Below are 24,788 nucleotides of genomic sequence, written 5' to 3' on the forward strand. Positions count from 1 at the left end.
TAAGACAGGAGGTACTAATGTGGATAAGGAATTGCTTGCACTACATAAGAGAAATAAATTAATGGCTACAATTCTTTCATTAAGTGTTGTGTTGGGCTCAGCATCTGCGTATAAATACCCTATCACAATGTTTGCAGTAATAAAATATGCTCTGCCGGTTGCTCTGTTTGCCGTCTTTCTTGTTTGGAGAAAAATCGCAATTCCATATATCATGTATATTATTGCAATAAGTTTTAATCTTGTATCCTTTTTTATGATAAAAAACACAACTAACTTTCCCAATTCCCTGATTTTATATTTATCTTTAGCTATTATATCTATTTATCACAATTACCGTCCGTTACTCCTCAATGGTATAATTTCTATATTTATATTGAATTATGCACTTTTTACAATGCCGGGTTACGCCCACATAGACAAATTTTCTCCCAATGCCTATTTTATATTTTCCTTAACTGCTTTAGTGGCACAAAGTCGCATTGGTACCCAAATGTTAAACAAAATTAAAGAAGGGGCAATTGAATCGGAAATTGCAAAGCAAAAAACTGATGAACTTTTGAAAAAGGTTTCTCACTCGGTAGAAATACTAAGAAAGTCCACTATTAATCTTAATGAAAATGCAGTTTCTACCGGTGCCATATCTCAAGAACTGGTATCGGCTTTTCAGGAAATATCCGTCGGGATTGAAACACAAGCCACCAGTTTCAATGATGTTTTGCTGGCAATGCAAGATGTTACAGCTACTACTCAGCAAACAAGAGATGCCTCATCCAATGTGAGCCAGAAATCCAGTGATACAACAAAAGTAACCAGAGAAGGCCAGAATAAAATGAAAATAATGTCTAATCAAATGCAGGAAATAGACAAGTTTGTCAGCAATACATCTTCAGCAATTGGTGAAGTTAATAAAGAAAGCGTCAAGATCGACAATATTGTTTCTATGATAAAAGAAATTTCAGACCAGACCAACTTACTTTCCTTAAACGCTTCAATAGAAGCGGCAAGGGCTGGAGAGCATGGGAAAGGTTTTTCTGTTGTCGCCACTGAAATTCGTAAACTGGCAATGAATACACATAAAGCTTCTGAACAGGTAAACTCAAGTGTTAAAATCATACAGGATAAAATTCGTCAAGTAAATGAATTTGTCCAGAATGGTCTTAAAATTGTGGATTCCGGTAAGCAATCGGTGAATACAGTGGAGCAGTTGTTTGATCAAATCAAGATAAACTCTGAAGAGGTTCTTAAACAAGCTGAGTCCCTTAGCTTCATAAATGAACGTTTATTACAGTCAGCTCACAAAGTTACTGAGGAAATGGTTAAAGTAGCTACTATCTCAGAAAAATCAGCAAAATCAGTTCAAGAAATACTTGCCAGTGCTGATGAACAGCAAAAACGGGTTGGCAGTATGGTTACAAGTGTCGAAGAACTTACTGAGCTGATGAGAATATTGGATGAAGACATAAACTGATAATGACAAAGCCCTCTTAAGGTATTAAAACTGAGGGCTTTTTTCTTTTTATTTGGAATCCTGCTATTTTTTTTGCCTCATAAAACGATACATTTACTAATATACATATATAATAAAAGGAGTATCGGAATGAATACCGAAGGCAATAAGAAAGACATAAATGTTGAAGCTAAAACCATCAATGAGATACAGAGCGAATCCATACTTCCATCAGGACGGTACGGTCCTTTGGTTGCAAGGATTCCTGTAATTATATCTCAGTCAAAAGTACATATAAGCATCAATACAGAAATCTCCCTCGATGATAGTGCTGTAGATATACGCAATTTTAAAAGATCCGTACATCTTAACCAATGCTCGCTTTTGGATATGGGAGATAAAAGGCATGGAAAAGTATACCTCAGCGGTTATATTGATGAAAGTATCGAATATACTGCTTTTCAGTCTATAGATGATAAAAGTTCCACCAAACTATGTTTTAAAACAGTAAAAATACCTTTTGATTTTGCAGCAAAGATAGAATACTGTACTCGCCCTTCTCTTTTAATTTCAAACAAATTTATATCCGTAAGCCTGTCTTCTTCATTAAACCAATCATCAACCAAAGAATGTTTGTTATGTCAACTTGATGAAGCGGATATATATGAAGCTGATATTATCAAAAAAAGCATGTTTTCAAAAGATAGTAATACCTTTGACACAATAACGGAATATCTGGTTCTATATATAACTTTTACAATACTTCAATGGCAGCAAGTTAGCATACCCAGAGGCCTCCCTTACAATTCACCCTGAATATGGCGGTATAATTGTTTTCATAATCACATTACATAACTAGTATCATATAATAATAATAATAATAGGAATTTAATGATAAATCTCTTTTCATATTAATTTGGGGAGGTTAAATAAATGGATAAGGATTTTACCTGCAAATCCGGAGTAATCGAATCCGAAACTCTTACAGAATGTTCAAATGAACTTTTAACACCAAAAGGAATTAATGGACCTTTCGTTGGAAAAGTTCCTGTTGTCCTTGCAGAACCGGTAATTCAAATAGATGTGGAATCGGTTATTCAATTGGATGAGCCTGCTCTTGAAATCAAAAGAATAAAAAAGAACTTGTTTATAACACAGTGTAAAGTAATTGAAACAGGATACGATTTCGATCGTGATTGCAAATCCCCAAGAAAAGGCAAACTTTTCTTAAGCGGATACGTCAGAAAAAACATCGAGTATGCCACTGTTGACTGCACAAATGAATATAAAGACGGAATAAGCGGAAAGATTAAACATACAACTGTAAAAGTACCCTTCAAATGCGTAACCGATATAAAATTTGACGTACCTCCGGTAGTTCACGCTACAGGTGAGACAAAACAAATAGCTTTATTCAATGATAATATAAAAGGAAACGACTACTGCGGACAGGAAATCATTGGCAGCGATCCCTGCGAAGTTAGCTTTATTCACAAAGAATTCTTCAATGAAAAAATTTTCTGCGAACTGGAAGAAGTAAAAATTTTCGAAGACGATATCTTAAAAGATAAATTTGAATGCGGAAGTAAAGACTCATTTACTTTTGATAAAATTATTGAAAAAATGGTTATATTTGTGCGTTTAAAATTATTGCAGAAACAGCAGGTAAATATTCCAGGCAAAGCCCAGGACCATGACAACGACAAGAAAAAATACAGATAATAACTATACTCCCTAAGTAAAACATGATAAAGATGGCTATTATCCAATAAAGATAATAGCCATCATTTTTTTATCTACATTTCATTAACGGGAAAGACTTTTATAATTCCAAGCAGGTAAGATTTCAAGTAAGCATAATCTATAGAATTTATACTTCCGTCACCGTTTAAATCAGCAGCTTTCAAACCGTTATCCGAAGGAAATTCCTTTATCATTCCCAAAAGATACATTTTTAAATAAGCATAGTCAATTGAGTCTATATTTTTGTCACCATTCAAATCTCCATAAATTACATCTTCATTGATTGGCGTAGGAGCTGGATATGGAGTAAATCCTTCTATAGGATAAGTCTTCAAGTCCGGAAGTTCATCTAATGTTATACAATAATCACTGGTGTACATTTCTATCAGCCACTCAACAGGATTGTTCTGTTCACTTGTAAGCCACCAGCCATACCATGGACAGAAATAAAGCCATCCTGCGCCTTCGTTTATTAGATTTCCAACCCTGGGTATTGTATCGTTTTCACTCATGGTTACAAGCTTTTTACCGTTAGTGAGTTTCACAAGATTATAAAAAGTTGATGTAATTGCACTTCCATTGGGCAAACCGTCTTTTGCGTTGTATTTATCATATCCGATTATATCCACCACATCATCTCCGGGATACCATTGTGAGGATGTATCATAAGCAGAGGAAGTCCAAACCCAAATAATGTTGTCCAGCCCATATTCGTTTGTAAACTTATCATATAGTAGTCTATACAATTTAACACAAGGTTCGGGACCTTCGGCTCCCCACCAGAACCATCCTCCTTCTGCTTCGTGAAGTGGTCTGAATAAAACCGGAACTTTTGCATCTTCAAGCATTTGGAACTTTGAAGCCATAAACTCAATATCCTTCAATAAAGCTTCATTTTCAGGGGTTCCCGGCGTCAAAGCCTTTGTAATACTGAATGTTGTATATTCGGTATAAAAGCTGCCATCGCCTTTCTTACCTATATCCCCCGGCGAAAACCAGTGCCAGCATACAGTGGGTATACCATTCTTTTCTTTATACCATTCTATAACACGCTCAGCACATTCATCATCCCAGCCCAGGCCGTTTCCTCTATAGTTCATAAAATCGAAACCTCTAACGGCAGGCATTTTACCTGTCTTTTCCAATATGTATGTAAACTCTGCTTCCGATGCACTGTAATTATGAGAACCGCATATTTCCTGCTGACCTGCAAGTATGTGTTTACCGTATATATCGCAAAGATAACTCATAAGGGATTTGGCCTCGTCTGAAGCATTGGGATTGACCAGTTTTTTCTCGACCTTAAGGCTGGTAATGGCCTCATCGGCAGGTTTAACTATCAAATAGTCGAAATAGGTGTAACCCCAATAACTTTCCAATTCAATATTGTTAATCCCGCTATTTAGCTTTACAATACCTGCTGACATCTCTCTCCATTCGAGAGTATAGGCAAAGCTAACCTCACCTTGGTTTGAACCGTTTATATTTAAATATTGCACCTTTCTTCTCGGGTCATACGGTTGTGCATAACGAATGATCAATTCGTAAAGTCCGGCTTTGTCAATATCAACGTTAACAGAAATACTTGTCCCTTTTTGAGGCATAAAAACACAAGTAGCACCGCTTAAGTCAAATTTTTTGCCGTCTTCTGTTTCCCCTGCATAATCGGTATAAACTTGGACACCAGTCAGTTTACCGTCTTCAAACTCATATTTAACTCCTTCCTGCGGTATGGCATTTGCGTTTGAAGTAAATAACATTGTCGACACAAGTACCGCCAAAGTCCATATCGAGAAAAACCTTGATTTTGCTTTCCTGTACATGTTATAACTCCTCCTCTGAATAAGGTAAAAAAATCAAATTTCTAACCATTAGTAAATATTACAAATTAAGTTATATTATTTTTGTAAATTTATTTTTCTATAAAATAATATTACTATAATTTCTCTCCTTTTACAATTATATATTTTTCTTTTGAAATTTTATATTTTTTGTAGTTACATTTTTAAATAAAAAATGCGTTTAATCAGTTTTAAACGCATTTAGAAAAGCATATTTTAAAGTACTGTCAGTACTATTATTCATATATAATCTATAACCAATAACGGTAAAATAATCGCTCCAACAATTAAAGGAATTCTTTCTGTTCCGAAATCTTCATGCATAACATTACAGTTCAAACGCTTGTCCCATACAGTAACGCCCTTGTTTTTCAGTTCCGAATAGGCAAGAATCTCTGTTATGGGATAAAAAACAGTCATTCCCAGTCCCATAAACCAAACAAGAAAGGATCTGGCCAATGCAGTTTTTAATGAAAGCTTGTTATTGTTTGCATCCCTTACCTTAGTTTTTAACAGCCACTTTCCCGGTGTTGTTCCCCATGTTGCCAAAAGCTGTGCTTCAAGCAATATCCATATAATATACATTCCTACGGTAGCTATATTTAAATCCAATTGCCTTGTCGGAAAAAATATTTTTTGAAGCATAATAATCAGGACTGCCATATAATACATATCAATGTATCTGGCCCAATATCTAACCCACGGTCTGGCATTTATATTATCGTGTTCCATAGTATTGCTGCCATTTCTTAAATCCAATTTATAAATCTCCTTTTTTACTTCAATTTTACTTTCTCAGCCTCTTCTTTTAATCCAAGCTCTTCATAAATATTTTGAATTACTCCGAGATAAAAAACGTTATCCTTGGCTTTGGATTGTACTTTTTTCAATTTCTTTAATCCTTCCTTTTGATTTCCGTTCTTATAAATTCCCTTTGCCTCATGTATATAATATATGAGGTTGTCCGGTCTGGCTTTATGGCCAATTTGACATACTTTTATCAGTTCCGGCCAATTTTCAGCCAGTGAATAGGCTTCGCAAGCTCTGTCGATGTAACCGGGATTTTTCGTTCGTTCATAGGTTTGCTGATACAACATTCCTGCTTCGTTGTAATTTCCGTCTTTAAACGCTTTGAAAGCTCTGAAACTCGGGCCGGTTATTTCAATATCATAGTCTTTTTTTATACTATCGAGCCATTCATTATATTCATCTGAATTTAAAAATTTCTCAACCAAAACAATTTCCGAATACTCATCTTTGGGGTGAGTTAAATCCTTTATTTTTTCCACATAAACAATTTCATAACCTTTATTTAATTCAATAGGTTCTAAAAGCTGTCCTTCCTTTGCATTAAATACAGCAGCATCAAATTGCTCTTCATTGTACCCTGCTGTAACATTCTTTTTCAGTCCGCCATTTTCCTTGCTTCCATCGTCATCGGAATATTGTTTTACCAGTTCTTCAAAGCTTTCTCCAGCTTTAAGCTTTGAATACACAGTTTTGGCAATTTCCTCAGCCTGTTCCTTTGTTCGGTTTTCGTTAATTGCAATCAGAATACTTTTTATATCTGCTTTTATATTTTGCGATACATGTCTTTGATAAGCTTCTTCCCTTTCCTCATCAGTCAATGTAATACCATATCTTTTAGCAGCATCAAAATAAACTTGCTGTTTTATCAAATAGTCCCTTATATTCTTTTTCATATCTTCTTCATTGGCAAAGCCCATTTTTTGAAAATAGTCAGCCTGCTCTTCACTGGTTGAATACCTGGGTTTTACATATTTTGCAACATAAGCTTCAACTTCTTCTTCACTAACGGTAACATTGGCCTTATTCTCAAAATAATCCTCAAGCACAATATTATTGATTATTTGATTCAATAAAAGATCGTATCTTTCTTCATCAGTCTTTTGAAGCATTTCTGCGTTGTTTTTGTATTTTTGGTAAAATTTATTATATTCATCCCTGAATATGTCGGTACTGACATATGTACCATTAATTTTCAGAGCTTCAAATCCTAGTTTCTCTATTTCTGTCATATTCTTAAAAATGTCATTTTCCTTTTCATTTTTTGAATTTTTTGTGCTTAACACTGCTGCAGTAACTGCAATCGCAACCACTAAAACAAGTGATGCTGCCAATATAATCTTTTTCTTCATCAGAACCCCCATCCTTAAAAAATAAAATTAACATAAATATTAATTTTTAATCTAATGCTGAAACAAACTTATATTCAAATTAGTATTAGAATTTATTATACAACAGGAATATTATAGATTTGTGTACAATTTGTAAATTTTTCATTTTAACCAACTTATATATCTCCATTTATAAGATTTTTTACTTCATTTATATTAGGCATTGCCGGTATACCGCCTCTTTTGGTGGTACATAATGCAGCTACTGCATTTGCAAAGACTATTGAGTTTTCCAGTAATTCTTTATCAATATCCTCCATCTTTAAAACTCCTTTGGAAACTATATAGTAAAGAAAGCCCCCTAAAAAGGCATCGCCGGCTCCTGTAGTATCTATAACCTTAATGTTTCTAAATGCCGGTTTTGATCCTGTAATATCTCCAAACCTATAATAACACCCTTTATCACCTCTTGTCACAAGTATCAGGCTAATCCCATATTTATCAAACAACAAATTGCTTCCCTTTTCATTATCCCCCATACCTGTGATAAATTCAAGTTCTTCTTCTGAAACTTTCAATATATCAACCATGGACAAAACCGATGTAATTTCCCTTAAAGCTTGGTCACTGCTTTTCCATAGTGCCATGCGAAGGTTTGGATCGTAAGAAATAATAAGATTTTTACTCTTTGCATATTCCAATGCTTTTAAAGTTGCGCTTCTTGCCGGTTCATCGGTCATGGATAAAGATCCGAAATGGAATATTCTAGATGAGTCAATAAGTTTAAAGTCAATTTCTGCAGGAGTCAAACAGGTATCTGCACCTGGATTCCTATAAAAAGTGAATGTACGTTCTCCCCTTTTGTCACATTTCACAAAGGCCAGTGTTGTATTATGTTCTTCACTAAATTTTAGCCCAGCTGTATCAACACCATGTTTGATTAAAACCTCTGAGAGAAAACTGCCAAACATATCTTTTCCAACTTTGCCAATAAACGCAGTTTTTCCGCCAAGCTTTGAAATACATGCCGCCAGGTTTGCCGGCGCACCACCCGGATTTTGCTCAAAATACGTGTTTCCCTGTTCGGGATTTTCAATAGAAGTAAAATCAATTAGAAGTTCTCCTAATGCTGTAACATAATACATATGAAATCATCCCTTTTAATATTAAATTTTGCTTTTTTATTGGTGCTTACTTTTTTACGAGTTGTTAAAAAATTACTCGGTAAAATTCAATTTGTCAGATTTATTACAAAATTTGGTATAATTATTTAATAAAGTCAAATTAATCTTTATTGCATCTTTCGGCTTAATTATTTCACAATAAGACCTTTATGTCCATACCTTATTTCTATGTAATAAATTTATTTTATATATATTTTTTTATTAATTTATAAAATATACTATATAATTTCACTAAAATATGCTATAATATAAATAGTTACATTTTATTTGTGCATTTTCCGCAAAATTTTTTACATTCTCTCATGAACTTATCTTGTAAAGTACTTTCTTCAGCTTCATAGTTTTATCGCATTTTATTTAATCATTAAAAATCTAATTTTGTATGCGGAGATGATTATATGAATTTAAAAGTAGGAGAAATTGTAACCTTAAAGCACTATTCCGGCAAACAAATAAATAAGGGCGTTATTAGCTATGTTCACGATAATTACTATGTTATAAAGCCTGACAAAGATTTTCTCATATTCAACTACTTTGACAATGACCCAATAGTAATGGGCTTTGAACAGGATAATATTGTAAACATCTGTGAAAGCACAATTTCGGGTATCGATTATCAGCAAAACACCTTCAGTATACTTGTCAATAACGTGATTACCATTACAGACAGAAGAATTACTCAAAGATTCCCCGTATCCCTTTGCGCTTACATATTGGACAAAGAAGAAAAGAACTTTGCCTATATTCGCAATATGAGTCTCGATGGTTTATCCTTATGTTCGAAAATTGAATATGAAGAAGGTCATAATATTAGAATTAACACAACCATTGAAGACAAAAACCTTGATTTTGAAGCAACCATAGTTTGGAAGAACAAAAGCAATTACGGTTTTGAATATGGCCTTGAATTCAGCAATATGGATAAAAATATAATGAAAGATTTGGAGCATTGCATTGAACTTTTGAAACTAACCCACGATTTTGCCGTTGTAATGCTAAAAACCCAATATGAGTCATACCGGAGAATAATAACCAACAAACTGTCAAAGAACTAAGCCAAAAATTTTAATAAAAAGGACTTGACAGGTTTTCAATCTTAAATTGAGAACCTATCAAGTCCTTAAATTTTAGCTCCTTATTTTTATATTTCAAAATTTATACAAAGTCCCATCTGGGATCTATGTTCTGTGAAACAGCCCTGTAACCTTTGGCAATATAAAGAGCATCTAAAATTGCTATTCTTACCATTGCTTCACATACCGGATAGATTCTAGGGCACACACAGGGGTCATTTCTTGTGTTGAATTCTACCTCAACATTCTCTTTTTTATACATGTTAACCGTTTCTTGCTTTATTGAAATAGTAGGCGTAGGTTTAACTGCAACTCTTATTCTCAAATCTTCACCGTTGGAAATTCCTCCTAAAATACCTCCGGCATGATTTGTCTTGAATCTTACTCTTCCCGATTCATCAAAATACGGAATATCATTGGATTCTGACCCTTTCATTCTGGCATGCTCAAAACCGTCTCCGAATTCTAAACCCTTTATTGCACCTATAGACATCAGAGCATGAGCCAATGTGGCCTGCAACTTGTCGAATACCGGTTCACCCAATCCTGCCGGAACTCCTCTTGCAATTATTTCAACAACACCTCCGGCTGAATCGCCTTCTTCTTTAATCCTTCTCAATTCTTCCATCATTTCTTTTGCTTTTTCAAGATCGGGACAATTTATTTCATTTTTTCGGTAATTTGCCTTTGCCGTTTCATAAGAGATTTTACCTGCTTTAATTCCGTGAATTTCGGTGATAAATGCAATAACATCAATTCCCATGGTGTCCAATACAGCCTTTGCCACTGCACCACCGGCAACACGGGCGGCAGTTTCCCTTCCGGAAGCTCTCCCTGCACCAATATTGTCTGCAAACTGTCCGTATTTCTTAAAAAATGTATAGCCTGCCTGACCCGGACGAACCACTTCCCTATAACTTTTATGTTTTTGGATATGCTGGTCCTCTATAACATCATTGGAAATTATCAAACCTACCGGTGCACCTGTAGTTATATCATCTTCCATAACTCCGGAAAAAATATATACTTTATCCCTTTCCTGTCTGGGTGTATCAAATTCGGATTGCCCCGGTCTTCTCTTATCCATTTCTGCCTGAATAAAATCTGCTGTAAGTTTTATTCCTGGCGGCACACCATCAACAATTGCTATAAGTCCCCCAAAGAGTTCCTTGGGTATGTCAAGATGTTTTCTGAAGGCCCCCGCATAAGATTCACCACATGTGGTAATACGAAAAATTCTTCCAAATGTGTTTCCTACCATACTACACCAACTCCAGTTCTTATTTTTGTAATAATTATAAGATTTTAGCAACTGCTATTTTTTATTATATGCCAAATTCGGAAATACACTATTGCCTGTTATTCTTACTTAACCGCTGCATTCCTTTGCAGCCGATAAAAATCGGTCTTTTATTTCCTTAACTAAAAGTTCGACACTTTTATTTGAACAATCTATTGTAATATTTGCATACTTTTGGTAAAGAGGCAACCTTTCTTTATACAGATCTTCAAAGCTCTGATTTGGATTCCTCGCAAATCTTCTTCCGCTTTTCAACCTGCTGTTAATTTCATCAAGTTTTACATCAAGAAATACAACATACCCGTCTTTTTTAAGATGTTCCATTGCCCTTGCATTGTATACTACACTTCCGCCGGTGGATATTACATGGTTTTCAGCATCAATCTCTAAAATTATGTTCTCCTGAATTTGAAGAAAGCGTTCAAGCCCATCTTCATTTACTATATCCTTCAGAGCTCTTTTTTCTCTCTCAAAAATAAGGGAATCGGTATCGATAAACTGCATATTCAGCTCTTTTGATAAAGGTTTACCAATAGTGCTTTTTCCCGAGCTCGGCATACCAATCAAAACTATGTTCTTAAATTTCATTTATAGTCCCCCGTGTTTTTATATTAGAAATTATATAATGACAAAATTTTATATTTATCTTTATATAATAGTATTATACACATAAATGGTAAATGAACCAACAAAAATTTTTTATAAAATTAATATAACCGTCTTCTAATGATTGAAATTTTCAACCAGTTGATTTATACTTTATTGTTGTGATAGCGAAGAATATTTTGAATTTTTTTATATTATAAATTAGATGGAGTAGATTATTATGAATATGAGAAAATTTTTCCTTATATTTTGTTCGGTTATATCATCTTTTATGTTTATTTTGGGAGTTGCATCCCTTGGATATATAAATTTGTCAGAAGTTTCTGCTGATGAATATACTCCAAACAATAGCAGCATTATAAGCGATATATTGGATCCGTATAAGACTGTAGCAGAAAACGTCAATGTATTGGTTTTAGGCGGCGATAAAGTAGCTAAAAATACCGATACCATGATGCTTGTAAACTTTAATCCGACGACGGCTAAAATCAATATCCTTTCAATACCGAGGGATACAAAAGTTCGCATAAAAAATAAAACTTCAAAAATAAATGCAGCCTATCCTCTAGGAGGCGGAGAACAGGCAATTGAAAGCGTAAGTAATCTTCTCGGTGTTGATATCAATTATTATGTTTATATTGACACGTCAACTTTCAGAAAGATAATAGATATACTGGACGGAGTAGATTATTATGTGCCTGAGGATATGGATTATGATGATCCTCTCCAAAATCTCCATATCCATTTGAAAAAAGGCCAACAGCGTTTAAATGGAGAAAAGGCCGAGCAGTTTATGAGATTCAGACAAAATAACAGAGGTAAGGTTACGAAAAATTATGACGGCAGCGATTTGAAAAGGATAGAGGCTCAGCAAAACTTTATAAGAGAGCTTATTAGACAAAAAGTCAACATAGTTTATATAACCAAAATGAATAACATCTTAAACGTTGTTTTTAACAATATTGATACAAATATTACTTTAGATGAAGTATTAAAATTATCCAAAAATATAAATAAAGTTAACGCTGATGAAATTACAATGCTGAAACTTCCCGGCGAATCTGCTTATATTAACAATATATGGTACTATGAAATGGATCGCGAACAGGCAAGTGAAATTATATCCCAATATTTTAGAGAAAACTGATATATAATTGCTGTTTCATTCATGAGGAAAAAATCGGAGGTTAAGTCCTCCGATTTTTTATATTCATGGTATATGCCTGCTTATAATATTTTCTTTGTTATTAATCAAAATTAATTTCTTTAACCAAGTTAATATAAAAAGTCTTATAAGCTTTATAGGCCATGTAAACATCCACTTTACTTGTTACTTCAAAGGGTGAATGCATTGACAGCACGGCTACACCGCAGTCTATTACGTCAACATTTAAATTGGCAATAAACTGTGCTATTGTGCCTCCTCCGCCTTGATCCACTTTTCCTAACTCGGCACTTTGCCAAACAACATTGTTGTCATTGAACAGTTTTCTTATTTCACCAACAAATTCCGCATTAGCATCGCTTGCACCGGACTTTCCCCTTGCCCCGGTATACTTCTGAAGAACAATTCCCCTGCCTAAAAATGAAGAATTTCTCTTTTCATATACATTTTCATATGTAGGATCAATTGCGGCATTTACATCGGCTGAAAGCATTTTTGAATTGGACAGGCACCTTCTAAGCATTATATCATTATAATTATCAACACTTAGACTGCACAAATCCGCAAGAAAATTTACAAAGAAACTGGATTGAGCTCCGGTATTACCCATACTGCCTATTTCTTCCTTATCGGTTAAAATACAAACTGCTGTTCTTTTGACCTTTTCGGTATCCAATATTGCTTCCAATGCTGTATAGGCACATACCCTGTCGTCCTGCCCATAGGCCCCTATCATACTTTTATCAAATCCTACATCCACAGCATTAAATTTCGGAACCATTTCCAACTCTGCTGAAATTAGATCCTCTTCCACAATACCGTATTTCTCGTTTAATATATTGAGTATATTTAATTTTACCTTGTCTTTAACCTTATCGTCTTTATAAGGTATGGAACCCGATAAAATATTAAGACCTTCTCCGGTAATACCTTCACTCATCTTTTTTTGCATCTGATCCGCTGCAAGATGAGGAAGAAGGTCTGTTATAGTAAATACGGTATCGTTATCATCCTCGCCTATTTTAATATTGACTTTACTTCCGTCTCTTTTTACCACCACACCATGCATTGCCAAAGGAATAGTAACCCACTGATACTTCTTTATTCCTCCATAATAATGGGTTTTTAAAAAAACCATATCATTTGCCTCATACACAGGATTAGGTTTTAAATCAATCCTGGGAGAATCAATATGAGCACCAACTATGTTTACACCTTTTTCAAGACTCTCTTCACCTATTACCGCCAATACAACAGTTTTATTTCTTCCAATGCTGTATACCTTCATACCGGGCATCAATTTTTTTTGAGAATTTATCAATTCTTCTATAGCTATGTAACCTTTGCTTTTAGCTAGCTTTTCAGTTTCTTCTACAAATTCCCTCTCTGTTTTGGCTTTATTTAAAAAGGTTTTGTATCTTTCACACAAATCAAAAGTTAATCTGAATTCTTCATCACTTATTTTTTCCCAGGCACTTTTAGATTCAATAAGTAATTTTTCCGATAATATTTGACCCTGAGTTTTATTATCAGCCATAAGTCTTCCTCCTCAAAAATATATCATTCAAGTAAAAATTATATCACTATTTATATATAATAGCTTATCTTTTTTTATTATACCCACATTTTTAAACATTAAAGTTTAATTTCTTTACTTTATTGCTTATTACCCATCTTTTCAGGAATTAAACTGTGAAATCACTATGAAACCGGTCGATTCTGTTTTATTAGTTTATTTTCCCAAAATAGCTAATAAAAAAATAGGAGAGTTTACTCTCCATTTATAGATAAATATTTATTCGGAAAAAGTTGCTGCAATTTCCCTTTGCATAAAGTCATAATTTTCAAGCAGTACAAGCAGCTTGTCTACCACAACGGGATCAAACTGTGTTCCGGAATACATTTTAAACTGATTTATTGCTTCTTCAAGATTAAGTTTTGATCTGTATTTTCTGTCAGAAGTCATCGCATCAAAGGCATCCGCGACTGACAGAATTCTTGCGAGAAAAGGAATCTCTTCACCTTTTAAGCCTTCAGGATATCCTTTTCCGTCGTACCTCTCATGATGGTACTTAACAAGGGGGACAACATCTTTAAACATGGAAATTGCAGATAATATATAAGCGCCTTTTATCGGATGCTTTTTAATTTCTTCATATTCATAAAAGTTTAATTTATCAACTTTAAACAATATATCATCTGCAGTGCCTATTTTACCGATATCATGGAATATACCTCCGACTTTCAGCAATTCCAGTTCATTCGGGCTTAAATTAAAGGCTTCTCCCAATTTTACCGCATAATAGGATACCCTGTCAGAGTGTCCTCTGGTATAGTAATCCTTAGCATCTACTGTAAGTCTCAATGCTTCAATAGTATCAATGTACCTTTTTCTCAATTCCATATACGTCTTGTCAAGTTCTTCTTTTTTCATATTTATCAAAGAGTGCAAAAAGGCATTTACTATAGATGTAGCAGCTTGGACTGAATATATTTCAAGCAGTTTTATGCCTTCGTCAAAACTGTTACTTTCAACATACATAACACCTATGGATTTTCCGTTTTCACCTATAATAGGTAAAATCAATCCGTGGTCCATTTGTACTTTTACTTTATTTTCCCTTGCATACCCGATCTTTTCCATTAAATTGGGACTAAGCATTTTTATTAATGAATCCACTGAAATCTTATATTCGCCAATACCCTTGTAAATAATTTCTCCATGACTGCTGTTACAGTCATCTACAAGTATAAAGGCGTCCTTGCTGTTAACAAGCGGCATAAGTCCTTCCAAAATCTCTTCTAAAATTGCGTCAATGGGCTGCAACTGGTATATTTTAGGTACTGTACCGAGTATTTTATTGAGTCCGTCTTTAAACTGTTTGATGGTACGCATTTGAGATATGGATTTTATCCCGGATTCTATTAAGAGCAACAGCTGGTCAAATCGATCGCCCTTTTCACAATATCCTTGAATATCAAGGGCTCTAATTGTTTCAAGAGGTGGTGCAAGATCTTTATGACCTGTTAATAACAGTATATATATATCTTTATTAAACTCTCTTATTTTAGCCACTACTTCATCGCCATAAATAGGTGACATTATATAATCTAAAATAAGCATATCAAAATGTTCATTTTCCAAAAGTTTAACAGCTTCTATAGGATCTGAAATACCAACACTGAAATATCCACTTCTGGTGAGCATAACTTTAATTGAATTAATAATACCTTCCTCATCGTCAACAATAAGAATTTTATATTCCGTTGAAACTTCAGCTATCTTTTTTCTCATTGTAACTCCTCCTATATCCAACTGTCTAAAAAAGCATACTTGGAGAAAATTCCTAATCCATCAAACTTTTGTATTTTTTCTCTGTTTAAATACTGTAAATCAATGCATGTTTTTATGTGTATACTACCATCATTGCAACAGTCAATTAGCCAGATTTGTTTTGTGTATCCCGTGTTGGAACTAAACAAATTAATCATTATGCAGACTTTGCAGGGAAATTTACAGGTTTTAGTATTATTAACTCCAAAGCAAACAGAATAATTGATAAAGCTGTGCATTACAAGAAGAACAATGAGAAAAACATATAAGCTGACTTAAAAGTATAATTTCAGAAGTATAAAACATCAGATAAGACATTAACCAAAAATATAACTTATAAATCAAACAAAGTGCATTTTAACATTATAATAAATAGCAGTAATGTTAAAAAGCACTGCTATACATACCTTTTGTAGCTATATGCTATAATTTTAACAAAAAAAAGCAAAGTAAAGGGATAATTTTACCTTATATATTTTTATTTTATATAATTATTTTATGTTATGCAAGTATTTTGATATAGGCATTTAGTAGGATTTATTTAGGACTTGTAAGTACTAAAATACTTAATAAAACCTGTAAAGTTAAATTAAGTATTTGTAATAAGACAAATACCGCTATAGTTTTCATAACTTTTGAATATTGTTTGTTTCTTGACTTATATGTTTTATTGCTTTATAAATAATATTATGAAAAAAATTCAATATTAACTTCGGAGGAATTAATATGTTTGATTGTCATGTACACAGCAGTTTTTCCGGTGATAGCGATATGAGCTGCGAAGAAGCCATAAACACCGCCATTAATATGGGTTTAAAAGGTATCTCTTTTACCGATCATCTCGACTATGACTATCCGGATTATGACGATGTATTTTTGATTGATTTTGACAAGTATTCATCCGCCATGGACAATTTAAAGTCTCATTACAACAGTCGTATAAAGGTTCTAAAAGGTATTGAAGTGGGTATACAACCCCATGTTATAGACAGTACTTTAGATGTAATTAACTCTTATGATTTTGACTTGGTAATTGCCTCGGTTCATGTCGTTGACAAGCTGGATTTACATAATGGTGATTTTTGCAAATCCAAAACTCAAAGGGAAGCTTACACAAGATATCTTGAAGAAGTGCTTCAAACCGTGAACTCCTTTGAAAATTTCGATGTTTTAGGTCACCTTGATCTTATCAGGAGGTACGGTTGTTATGACAACAAGACATTAGCCTATAATGATTACAGTGACCTTTTGGATTCTATTCTGAAACAAATAATTAAAATGGGTAAAGGCATTGAAGTTAATACTTCTGGGTTCAGATATAATTTAGGCTCACCTATGCCGGATTTTAGCATAATCAAACGCTATAAAGAACTTGGCGGTGAGATAATATGTACAAGCTCTGATGCACATAAAGTTGAACATATCGGATATAAGTTCGACTACCTCAAAGAAATGTTAGAAAAATCAGGCTTTACCTATACTGCACACTTTGAGCAAAGAAAACCCGTATTCACAAAGCTGAACTAGAATATCAATCCCCGGCAATTGTTTGTGAAAACTTTACTCCTTCTAAATCGGATATATTGGTCAGAACTTTAAATAGTATTTAGTCAGTAAAAAACTTCCGCTATTTTGATAGGATAGGTTTAAAAATTCTTAGCGGAAGTTTTTTATCATGGAATAATACAAAAACTTCTATGTTAAGTTTTATCTTACAATTTTGACCCTGTGATATACTTTTTTACCTTTCCTGATAATTATTTCATCGTTCTTAAAGTCTTCTTCCTTCACAATATGGTCAATTTTTGCTATTTTCTCATCGTTTATGCTTATTCCGCCCTGCTCAATGAGACGTCTTCCCTCGGTTTTAGAAGGAATTAATTTTGCCTTTAATAAAATATCTATAACATTGATTCCGCTGCCTATTTCTTCAAAGGATATCTCTGTAGTAGGCATGTTTTCAGAACTTACTCCTTTTCCAAAAAGAGCCTCTGCTGCACTTTGTGCCTTTATGGCTTCTTCCTCACCGTGAATAAGTTTTGTTACCTCAAAGGCAAGAATTTTCTTAGCCTCATTTATTTCTTGATCTTTAAGTTTTGCCAGTTCCTCAATTTGACTCAAAGGAAGGAAAGTAAGAAGTTTTAAACATTTTATAACATCATTGTCATTTATGTTTCTCCAATACTGATAAAAATCATAAGGAGTAGTCTTGTTCGGGTCAAGCCAAAGGGCTCCTTTTTCAGTTTTACCCATTTTTTTACCTTCGCTATTGGTAAGAAGCGTGAAAGTCATTCCATAGGCTTCCTTGCCCTCAACCCTTCTTATAAGATCAATTCCTCCTAAGATGTTTGACCATTGGTCATCTCCTCCAAGCTGGAGTATACATCCGTAATCCTGGAAAAGTTTCAGGAAGTCATAACTCTGCATCAGCATGTAGTTAAATTCAATAAAGGACAGTCCTCTCTCCAGCCTGGTTTTGAAACATTCTGCAGTTAACATTCTGTTTACTGAAAAATGTACTCCAATTTCCCTTAAAAACTTCACATAATTCAATTCCAGCAACCAGTCGGCATTATCAAGCATTAAGGCTTTTCCTTCACTAAAGTCTATAAATTTTGACAACTGCTCTTTAAACTTGTTTGCATTATGTTCAATTTCTTTTCGGGTCAACATTTTCCTCATTTCGGTCTTCCCTGTCGGGTCACCTACCATGACTGTTCCTCCGCCGATGATGGCAATTGGCCTATGTCCTGCTTTTTGCATATGTGACATAACCATCATCTGTAAAAAGTGCCCTACATGCAGACTGTCAGCCGTTGGGTCAAAACCGATATAGAAAGTAACTTTTTCATTCTCGAGCAGTTCTTTTACTTTCTCTTCATGGGTTATTTGAGCTATAAAACCTCTTTCTTTCAATGTTTCAAAAACACTTGACATAGAATACCTCCTAAATTATATTGATAAGTCAGTTTTTTCGTCAAAAACATAGATAGAAATTCATTTTTTTACGTTTTTTAAAATAGATTGCATATAGCAAATAAATTAGAAATAATTATAAATTTTCATCATACAAAAAAAGCTTTCACATCCTGCCTAAGGACGAGAAAGCTCCCGTGGTACCACCTTAATTCGTACACATAGCAATAAGTGTACCTCATTATACACCGCCAGGATAACGGTAGGCTTCCGGCTCTGCCTAGCAGTACAGTAAATACTGTCACCTTCAGCAGGCAACTCCAGAGGGTACTTCATTAATCCATGTACTGCAGCCCTTTCACCAACCGAACTGCTCTCTTAATGTAACCATGGATAACTACTGTCACTCTTTCATAATCTTTATCAGTATTTATATTATTTTAGCATAACAGTATGCAATTTACAATAATAATTTGAATTATTGAAATCCGCCTCTACTGTATTATGCCGCCTCCAACAACTATATCTCCGTCATAAAATACTACTGACTGCCCTGGAGTAATGGCTCTTTGCGGTGTATCAAACACAACCTTTACTTTACCATCTTCAATGGGTATAATCAATGCGTCAGCAGCTTTTGCAGAATACCTGATCTTTGCCTTTACTCTCATCGGTTCTTCCAAAGTATCTATTGAAATAAAATTTAAATCATATGCAATCAATTCATTTCCATATACTTCAGTGTCTTCGCCGAGAATTACTGTATTGTTTTCAGCATCCAATCCAACCACATACATGGGTTTTCCCAAGGCAATACCCAATCCTTTTCTTTGTCCTACTGTATAATGTATTATTCCCTTATGCTCACCCAATATATTACCTTTTGTATCTACAAAATAACCCGGAACTATTTTTTTATCGGTATTCTCTTCAATGAATTTTCCATAATCATTATCATCAACAAAACATATCTCCTGGCTGTCAGGCTTTGAAGCAACATATAGCCCAAGTTCGGCAGCTTTTTTTCTTACAATATCCTTACTGTATTCACCTATGGGCATAAGCACTCGTGCCAACTGTTCCTGGGTGAGATTATACAAAGCATAGGTTTGGTCCTTTGCATCGGTAACCGATTTCTTTAAAAGATATCTCTTTCTGTTCTCATCGTATTCAATGATAGCATAATGACCGGTTGCCACATAGTCTATTCCCATTGACACAGCCTTTTTAAGCAGAGCTTCAAATTTCACATACCTGTTGCAAGCTATGCATGGATTAGGTGTCCTACCTTTTAAGTACTCGTCTACAAAATAGTTTATTACTTTTTTCTCAAATACATCTTTAAAATTAAGTACGTAATAGGGTATACCTAAAGTATTGGCCACAAGTCTTGCGTCGTCCACAGCCGAAAGTGAACAGCATCCGCCTTCTTTGATCTTTGTTTCTTCGGACACATCTGGCCATATCTGCATTGTCACACCTATTACATCATATCCTTTCTCTAAAAGTAAAGCGGCTGCTACAGAACTATCAACGCCGCCGCTCATACCAATCATAACACTTTTTTTTCTCATCAGTATTTTAAACCTTCCCCTTATTTTTTATCAATAAATCGATTAGTCATCGTCTTCCTCATCTAAATGGTGATGCAAATCGTCACAGCGTCTTCCGCATACTTCCGATTCACATTCCTTACTAAGTCTTCCGGTCTTTTTCAAATAGTCTTCAATAGCTGCCTTGATACCCTCTTCAGCCAAATTTGAACAATGCATCTTTACAGGAGGAAGTCCGTCTAAAGCCTCGGCAACAGCTTTATTAGTAATTTTAAGAGCCTCATCAATGGTCTTGCCTATAACCAATTCGGTAGCCATACTGCTTGTGGCAACGGCAGCACCACATCCAAAAGTTTTGAATTTGGCGTCTTTGATAATATCATTTTCTATTTTGAGATATATTTTCATAATATCTCCGCACTTTGCATTACCTACTTCGCCTACCCCGTCGGCATTCTCTATTTCACCGACATTTCTGGGGTTCATAAAATGATCCATAACTTTTTCACTATACATATCAATTCCCTCTTTTCACTTTTTCATATAATGGAGACATTTCCCTCAACCTCTGAACTATCGCAGGAAGTACTTCCATCAGATAATCCACATCCTCGTGGGTATTTTCTTCTCCGAAAGTTATTCTTAGTGAACCATGGGCTGTTTCATGGTCAAGTCCAATAGCCAACAGAACATGGGACGGATCTAATGAACCTGAAGTACATGCGGAACCGCTGGATGCTGCGATACCTTTCATATCAAGCATCAATAAAAGCGACTCACCCTCAATAAACTGGAACGAAAAATTAACATTTCCCGGTAACCTTTTATACCTGTCACCGTTTAATTTTACAAAAGGTACTTTTTTAGTAATTTCTTCAATAGTCCTGTCCCTTAATTCAATCAATTTCTTATTATACTGCTCAATATTATTTGTTGCAAGCTCAATCGCTTTACCAAGGCCCACTATTCCGGCTACATTTTCTGTACTGGCCCTTCTTCCTCTTTCCTGTGCTCCGCCATGAAGGAAATTTGTAATTTTTACGCCTTTTCTTATATACAATGCCCCTACACCTTTAGGTCCATAGAATTTATGAGCTGATAGCGATAATAAGTCTACATTCAATTCATTAACATTTATCGGTATGTTGCCGACAGCCTGTACTGCATCGGTGTGAAAATAAATATTATGCTCTTTTGCAATTTTCCCGATCTCAGCTATTGGCTGAATGGTACCGATCTCATTATTGGCAAACATTATTGTTATCAAGGTGGTAGAGGGCTTAATTGCTTTTCTTACCTGTTCCGGTGATACCAATCCGTTTTCATCCACCGGAAGATAGGTAACTTCAAAGCCGTCGCTTTCAAGGTATTGGCAAGTGTGAAGCACAGCATGATGTTCTATGGCAGTAGTAATTATGTGATTCCCTTTTGCTTTATTGGCATAAGCCACTCCTTTGATTGCCCAGTTATCTGCTTCAGAACCGGAACCTGTAAAGAATATCTCCCTTGGCATAGCACCCAAAGCTTTTGCAACTCTTTCCCTTGCCTCTTCTATTGCTTTCTTGCTTTCTCTTCCGATACTGTATATCGATGAGGCATTACCGAATTTATTTGTAAAATAAGGCAACATTTCTTCAAGAACCTCAGGTTTTACAGGTGTTGTTGCTGCATGATCCAAATATATTATCCTGTTATCCATAATTAGTGCTCCTTACATAGTTTTTTATATAAAAATCCATATATTAGCTTTTCTTTTTATTTATTCCCTAAAGATCTATCTTTAAAACAATAATTCACAGTAAATTTGTAGGGATTATATATAATATATATAAGCATCATCCGGATTTGCTTTTTTATATTCTTCAACAAGGTCGGCCAGAGTAATGGAATCAACCGCCTCATTCACTTTATCCCTAATCTTTTCCCAAACTATTTTGGTAACACATTTATCGGACTTTGAGCATCTATTAGGTTCATCTTCAATCACACAGTCAACCGGTGCCAAAGAACCTTCTAAAGCCCTTAATATAGACCCAATTGTAATATTTTCAGGACTATGGGCAAGCATATAACCGCCTTGCGCACCCCTCACACTGTTAACATGTCCTGCTTTTTTAAGAGTTGCAAAAAGCTGTTCCAAATAGTTTTCCGAAATCTCCTGTCTTTCCGCAATGCTCTTTAAAGCCACAGGACCTTCGCCGTCATGGAGTGCAAGGTCAAGCATGGACTTTACACCATAACGTCCCTTTGTAGATAGTCTCATTTTCAGTCCTCCAATTCCAAGTAATTTACTTGGTATTCTTATCTAAGATTAGCACTGTGTTAATAGTTTGTCAATAGAAAATTAATAAAAAACACCAAAAAAATCGGATTTTTTATTTTATAATACAAGTGCCTGATTTATTATACATATTAAATCCATTGAACGCACAATACCTGTTGAAAATTTATCGTGCGTTCAATCCGAAATAAGTATTTACTTCAATATTCTTTTCACAAACTGCATGTGTTCTCACAGAATTCAGTCAGTATTATTTTAAAAAAGAGGACTATAATATCTTGTATTAAGCATATCTGCTATCTCATCAATAGTTTTTCCGAGAGAATTGACTATAAACACACCGTAATTGCCTCTTTTTCCCATAGTCATTTCAGGCATATTATTTCTTGAAATGTACGAAATTTGGAAACTGTTTCCTTCATATACAATTGCATCAATGGGATAATTATAAGTCTCTAAATCTACCACTTCAAACCCTTTTTCTCTAAGTCCGGATTTTATATCGTCCAGTCCCTGTTGAACTGCTACTACAATAAAAACCACCTCCTACTATAAGTATTAGCAGAAGGTGGAATCAATATTCAACACAAATTCTTAAGTCCTCAATATATCAGTATGCTGCATTTTACTCTTTTTATGATTAAGTAAAAATTTTTAAAACCATTAATAACTTTTCTGATTTCTGGTCATCAAAAAATATGCACATATAACAATATATACAAAAAAACTGGCTTGCAAAAATTTTTTAAAGATTAGTATATTCAACAGTAACAGTACAAAACCAATTAACAAACACCAGGCAATTATCCTTCTTTTCATGCGTCTCTCCTTTCAGAATATCGCTATAAGATTTATTTTATTGTTCCAGATCTTTTTCCTTCTGATAAAAAAAAGTTTGGATAGGCCTAAAATTATATTTATTATAAAATATTATCTGTTCCGTGCTTCCGACAAAAAGTATGCCTCCTACTTTTAGCGCATTGTTAAACTTCTTGTATATTTCGACTTTTGCTTCCTCAGTAAAATATATCAAAACATTTCTGCACACAATAAGATCACAATTTTTGGGATATGGGTCTGCCAGCAGGTTATGCTGTTTAAATTCAACACACCTTTTTATCTCATCCTTTATCTTATACAAATTCCCATCAAAATTAAAATACTTCTTCATATATTCAGCAGGAACATTTGCCACACTTTTTTCGGAATACTCACCTTTTTTAGCTTTTTCAAGTATATCCTTATCAATATCCGTTGCAAGTATTTTTATCTTTTCCAACGGTAAAAATTCACTCAGCAGCATAACCAAAGTATAAGGTTCATCTCCGCTTGAACACGCTGCACTCCATATCTTAAGATCTTTATTGTAATTAAGTAACATAGGAAGTATATTAGTCTTCAGTTTAATCCACTGTTCAGGATTTCTAAAAAATTCAGAGACATTAATAGTCATAAAGTTAATAAACTCATCATACAGCTTTTTATTAACCTTTAATTCCTCAACGTATTGTGCATAACCGTTGAAGTTATTTTTACTTATAAGAGAGTCCAACCTTCTTTTCATCTGCTTTTCTTTGTATGAACTAAGGTCAATGCCCGAAATTTTATATATTTCCTTTTTAAAGCCTTCATAATCCATTGGCATGGGAGCATTCTCCATTCTTAATTTCTTTTTAACTATATTTTTAAATTTGTTATCACAACTTTGAATCTAAATGTATGGAATTAACATTTACAGCCATGAAATTAGGATGAAAAAAACCTTTTTATCTCTAACTCCGCACTCTCTACCGAATCGGAAGCATGTATTAAATTTTCAAACCTATGAAATCCATAATCACCGCGGATGGTTCCCGGTGGGGATTCTAAGCAATTGGTTTTACCAACCAAATTCCTAACTGCAGTTACAGCATTTTCGCCGCTTATTATCATAACTACAACCGGTCCCGATGTAATATAGTTTATCATATCCTCGAAGAAAGAATACCCCTTCACATGGGCATAATGCTCTAGTGCCAATTCCCTATCGATATTGATAATTTTCATTTGATCAATGGTAAGATTCTTTTTCTCAAACCTGGAAATGATTTCACCGATGAGTTTTCTTCTAACGGCATCCGGTTTTAAGATAACTAATGTCCTCTCCATATTCTCTCCTTTAACGTCATTCAAAAAGCTAGATTTCATTTTGTGTTTGTTAAGAATTT

Annotated in this window: 22 protein-coding genes and 1 other annotated feature; of the genes, 6 read left to right on the forward strand and 16 right to left on the reverse strand. The window is 34.4% G+C overall.

The window, feature by feature from the left end:
* The first annotated feature begins 19 nt into the window (after positions 1-19).
* The 3 genes from CLOCL_RS08885 (at position 20) to CLOCL_RS08895 (ending at position 3,169) form a co-directional block, all read left to right on the forward strand.
* Positions 20-1,468, forward strand: a complete 1,449-nt coding sequence (locus CLOCL_RS08885) for a methyl-accepting chemotaxis protein (protein WP_014255015.1) — start codon at positions 20-22, stop codon at positions 1,466-1,468.
* 72 nt (positions 1,469-1,540) lie between these two features.
* Positions 1,541-2,263 carry a DUF7852 domain-containing protein gene (locus CLOCL_RS08890; protein WP_476691458.1) on the forward strand — a complete coding sequence of 241 codons (723 nt, stop codon included), beginning with the start codon at positions 1,541-1,543 and terminating at the stop codon, positions 2,261-2,263.
* A 117-nt stretch (positions 2,264-2,380) separates the two neighbouring features.
* A complete protein-coding gene (locus CLOCL_RS08895) occupies positions 2,381-3,169 on the forward strand; it encodes a CsxC family protein (protein WP_014255017.1) in 789 nt (262 codons plus the stop codon).
* Positions 3,170-3,243: 74 nt separating this feature from the next.
* On the opposite strand, the gene CLOCL_RS08900 is transcribed toward CLOCL_RS08895, so the two are convergent.
* From CLOCL_RS08900 to CLOCL_RS08915, 4 genes are all read right to left on the reverse strand, one after another.
* Positions 3,244-5,013 carry a glycosyl hydrolase gene (locus CLOCL_RS08900; RefSeq protein ID WP_014255018.1) on the reverse strand — a complete coding sequence of 590 codons (1,770 nt, stop codon included), beginning with the start codon at positions 5,011-5,013 and terminating at the stop codon, positions 3,244-3,246.
* 258 nt (positions 5,014-5,271) lie between these two features.
* The gene (locus CLOCL_RS08905; protein WP_014255019.1) at positions 5,272-5,790 is read right to left on the reverse strand and encodes an RDD family protein; all 519 of its coding nucleotides are present in this window, start codon (positions 5,788-5,790) and stop codon (positions 5,272-5,274) included.
* A gap of 17 nt (positions 5,791-5,807) precedes the next feature.
* The gene (locus CLOCL_RS08910) at positions 5,808-7,190 is read right to left on the reverse strand and encodes a peptidylprolyl isomerase (protein WP_014255020.1); all 1,383 of its coding nucleotides are present in this window, start codon (positions 7,188-7,190) and stop codon (positions 5,808-5,810) included.
* Between the two features lie 155 nt (positions 7,191-7,345).
* Positions 7,346-8,314, reverse strand: coding sequence for a carbohydrate kinase family protein (locus CLOCL_RS08915; protein WP_014255021.1), 969 nt, complete (start codon positions 8,312-8,314; stop codon positions 7,346-7,348).
* Positions 8,315-8,751: 437 nt separating this feature from the next.
* Between CLOCL_RS08915 and CLOCL_RS08920 the strand changes: the two genes are divergently transcribed.
* Positions 8,752-9,408: a PilZ domain-containing protein gene (locus CLOCL_RS08920; protein ID WP_014255022.1), complete on the forward strand. Its 657-nt coding sequence runs from the start codon at positions 8,752-8,754 to the stop codon at positions 9,406-9,408.
* Between the two features lie 100 nt (positions 9,409-9,508).
* Here the strand turns inward: CLOCL_RS08920 and aroC are convergent, their stop codons facing one another.
* The gene (gene aroC / locus CLOCL_RS08925; RefSeq protein ID WP_014255023.1) at positions 9,509-10,687 is read right to left on the reverse strand and encodes a chorismate synthase; all 1,179 of its coding nucleotides are present in this window, start codon (positions 10,685-10,687) and stop codon (positions 9,509-9,511) included.
* 108 nt (positions 10,688-10,795) lie between these two features.
* Complete coding sequence (locus CLOCL_RS08930) at positions 10,796-11,314, reverse strand: shikimate kinase (RefSeq protein ID WP_014255024.1); 519 nt, start codon at positions 11,312-11,314, stop codon at positions 10,796-10,798.
* Between the two features lie 238 nt (positions 11,315-11,552).
* On the opposite strand from CLOCL_RS08930, the gene CLOCL_RS08935 reads away from it, so the two are divergent.
* Positions 11,553-12,479: an LCP family protein gene (locus CLOCL_RS08935; protein ID WP_014255025.1), complete on the forward strand. Its 927-nt coding sequence runs from the start codon at positions 11,553-11,555 to the stop codon at positions 12,477-12,479.
* Positions 12,480-12,579: 100 nt separating this feature from the next.
* Here the strand turns inward: CLOCL_RS08935 and CLOCL_RS08940 are convergent, their stop codons facing one another.
* Both CLOCL_RS08940 and CLOCL_RS08945 read right to left on the reverse strand, forming a co-directional pair.
* A complete protein-coding gene (locus CLOCL_RS08940; RefSeq protein ID WP_014255026.1) occupies positions 12,580-14,034 on the reverse strand; it encodes an aminopeptidase in 1,455 nt (484 codons plus the stop codon).
* Positions 14,035-14,292: 258 nt separating this feature from the next.
* Positions 14,293-15,792: an HD domain-containing phosphohydrolase gene (locus CLOCL_RS08945; RefSeq protein WP_014255027.1), complete on the reverse strand. Its 1,500-nt coding sequence runs from the start codon at positions 15,790-15,792 to the stop codon at positions 14,293-14,295.
* 765 nt (positions 15,793-16,557) lie between these two features.
* On the opposite strand from CLOCL_RS08945, the gene CLOCL_RS08950 reads away from it, so the two are divergent.
* The gene (locus tag CLOCL_RS08950) at positions 16,558-17,358 is read left to right on the forward strand and encodes a histidinol-phosphatase HisJ family protein (protein ID WP_014255028.1); all 801 of its coding nucleotides are present in this window, start codon (positions 16,558-16,560) and stop codon (positions 17,356-17,358) included.
* Positions 17,359-17,538: 180 nt separating this feature from the next.
* Here CLOCL_RS08950 and tyrS read toward each other — a convergent pair whose 3' ends face one another.
* The 8 genes from tyrS to ndk all read right to left on the reverse strand — a co-directional run bounded on the left by tyrS (position 17,539) and on the right by ndk (position 24,729).
* Positions 17,539-18,768 carry a tyrosine--tRNA ligase gene (gene tyrS / locus CLOCL_RS08955; RefSeq protein WP_014255029.1) on the reverse strand — a complete coding sequence of 410 codons (1,230 nt, stop codon included), beginning with the start codon at positions 18,766-18,768 and terminating at the stop codon, positions 17,539-17,541.
* A 155-nt stretch (positions 18,769-18,923) separates the two neighbouring features.
* Positions 18,924-19,171, reverse strand: a binding site (T-box leader).
* 70 nt (positions 19,172-19,241) lie between these two features.
* On the reverse strand, positions 19,242-20,321 hold the full coding sequence (mnmA, locus tag CLOCL_RS08960; RefSeq protein ID WP_014255030.1) for a tRNA 2-thiouridine(34) synthase MnmA: 1,080 nt from the start codon (positions 20,319-20,321) through the stop codon (positions 19,242-19,244).
* Positions 20,322-20,363: 42 nt separating this feature from the next.
* Positions 20,364-20,816: a Fe-S cluster assembly scaffold protein NifU gene (nifU, locus tag CLOCL_RS08965; protein ID WP_014255031.1), complete on the reverse strand. Its 453-nt coding sequence runs from the start codon at positions 20,814-20,816 to the stop codon at positions 20,364-20,366.
* Position 20,817: 1 nt separating this feature from the next.
* A complete protein-coding gene (gene nifS, locus CLOCL_RS08970; RefSeq protein WP_014255032.1) occupies positions 20,818-21,999 on the reverse strand; it encodes a cysteine desulfurase NifS in 1,182 nt (393 codons plus the stop codon).
* 114 nt (positions 22,000-22,113) lie between these two features.
* The gene (locus CLOCL_RS08975; protein WP_014255033.1) at positions 22,114-22,563 is read right to left on the reverse strand and encodes an RrF2 family transcriptional regulator; all 450 of its coding nucleotides are present in this window, start codon (positions 22,561-22,563) and stop codon (positions 22,114-22,116) included.
* A gap of 273 nt (positions 22,564-22,836) precedes the next feature.
* On the reverse strand, positions 22,837-23,124 hold the full coding sequence (locus CLOCL_RS08980; protein WP_014255034.1) for a YkuS family protein: 288 nt from the start codon (positions 23,122-23,124) through the stop codon (positions 22,837-22,839).
* Positions 23,125-23,437: 313 nt separating this feature from the next.
* Positions 23,438-24,226 (reverse strand): CheR family methyltransferase, encoded by a 789-nt coding sequence (locus tag CLOCL_RS08985; protein ID WP_014255036.1) that lies wholly within the window; start codon positions 24,224-24,226, stop codon positions 23,438-23,440.
* A 101-nt stretch (positions 24,227-24,327) separates the two neighbouring features.
* Entirely contained in the window at positions 24,328-24,729 is a 402-nt protein-coding gene (gene ndk, locus CLOCL_RS08990) for a nucleoside-diphosphate kinase (RefSeq protein ID WP_014255037.1), read from the reverse strand.
* Between the last annotated feature and the right edge of the window lie 59 nt (positions 24,730-24,788).

This window comes from Acetivibrio clariflavus DSM 19732 (assembly GCF_000237085.1).
In the GTDB taxonomy this organism is placed as follows: Bacteria; Bacillota; Clostridia; order Acetivibrionales; family Acetivibrionaceae; genus Acetivibrio; species Acetivibrio clariflavus.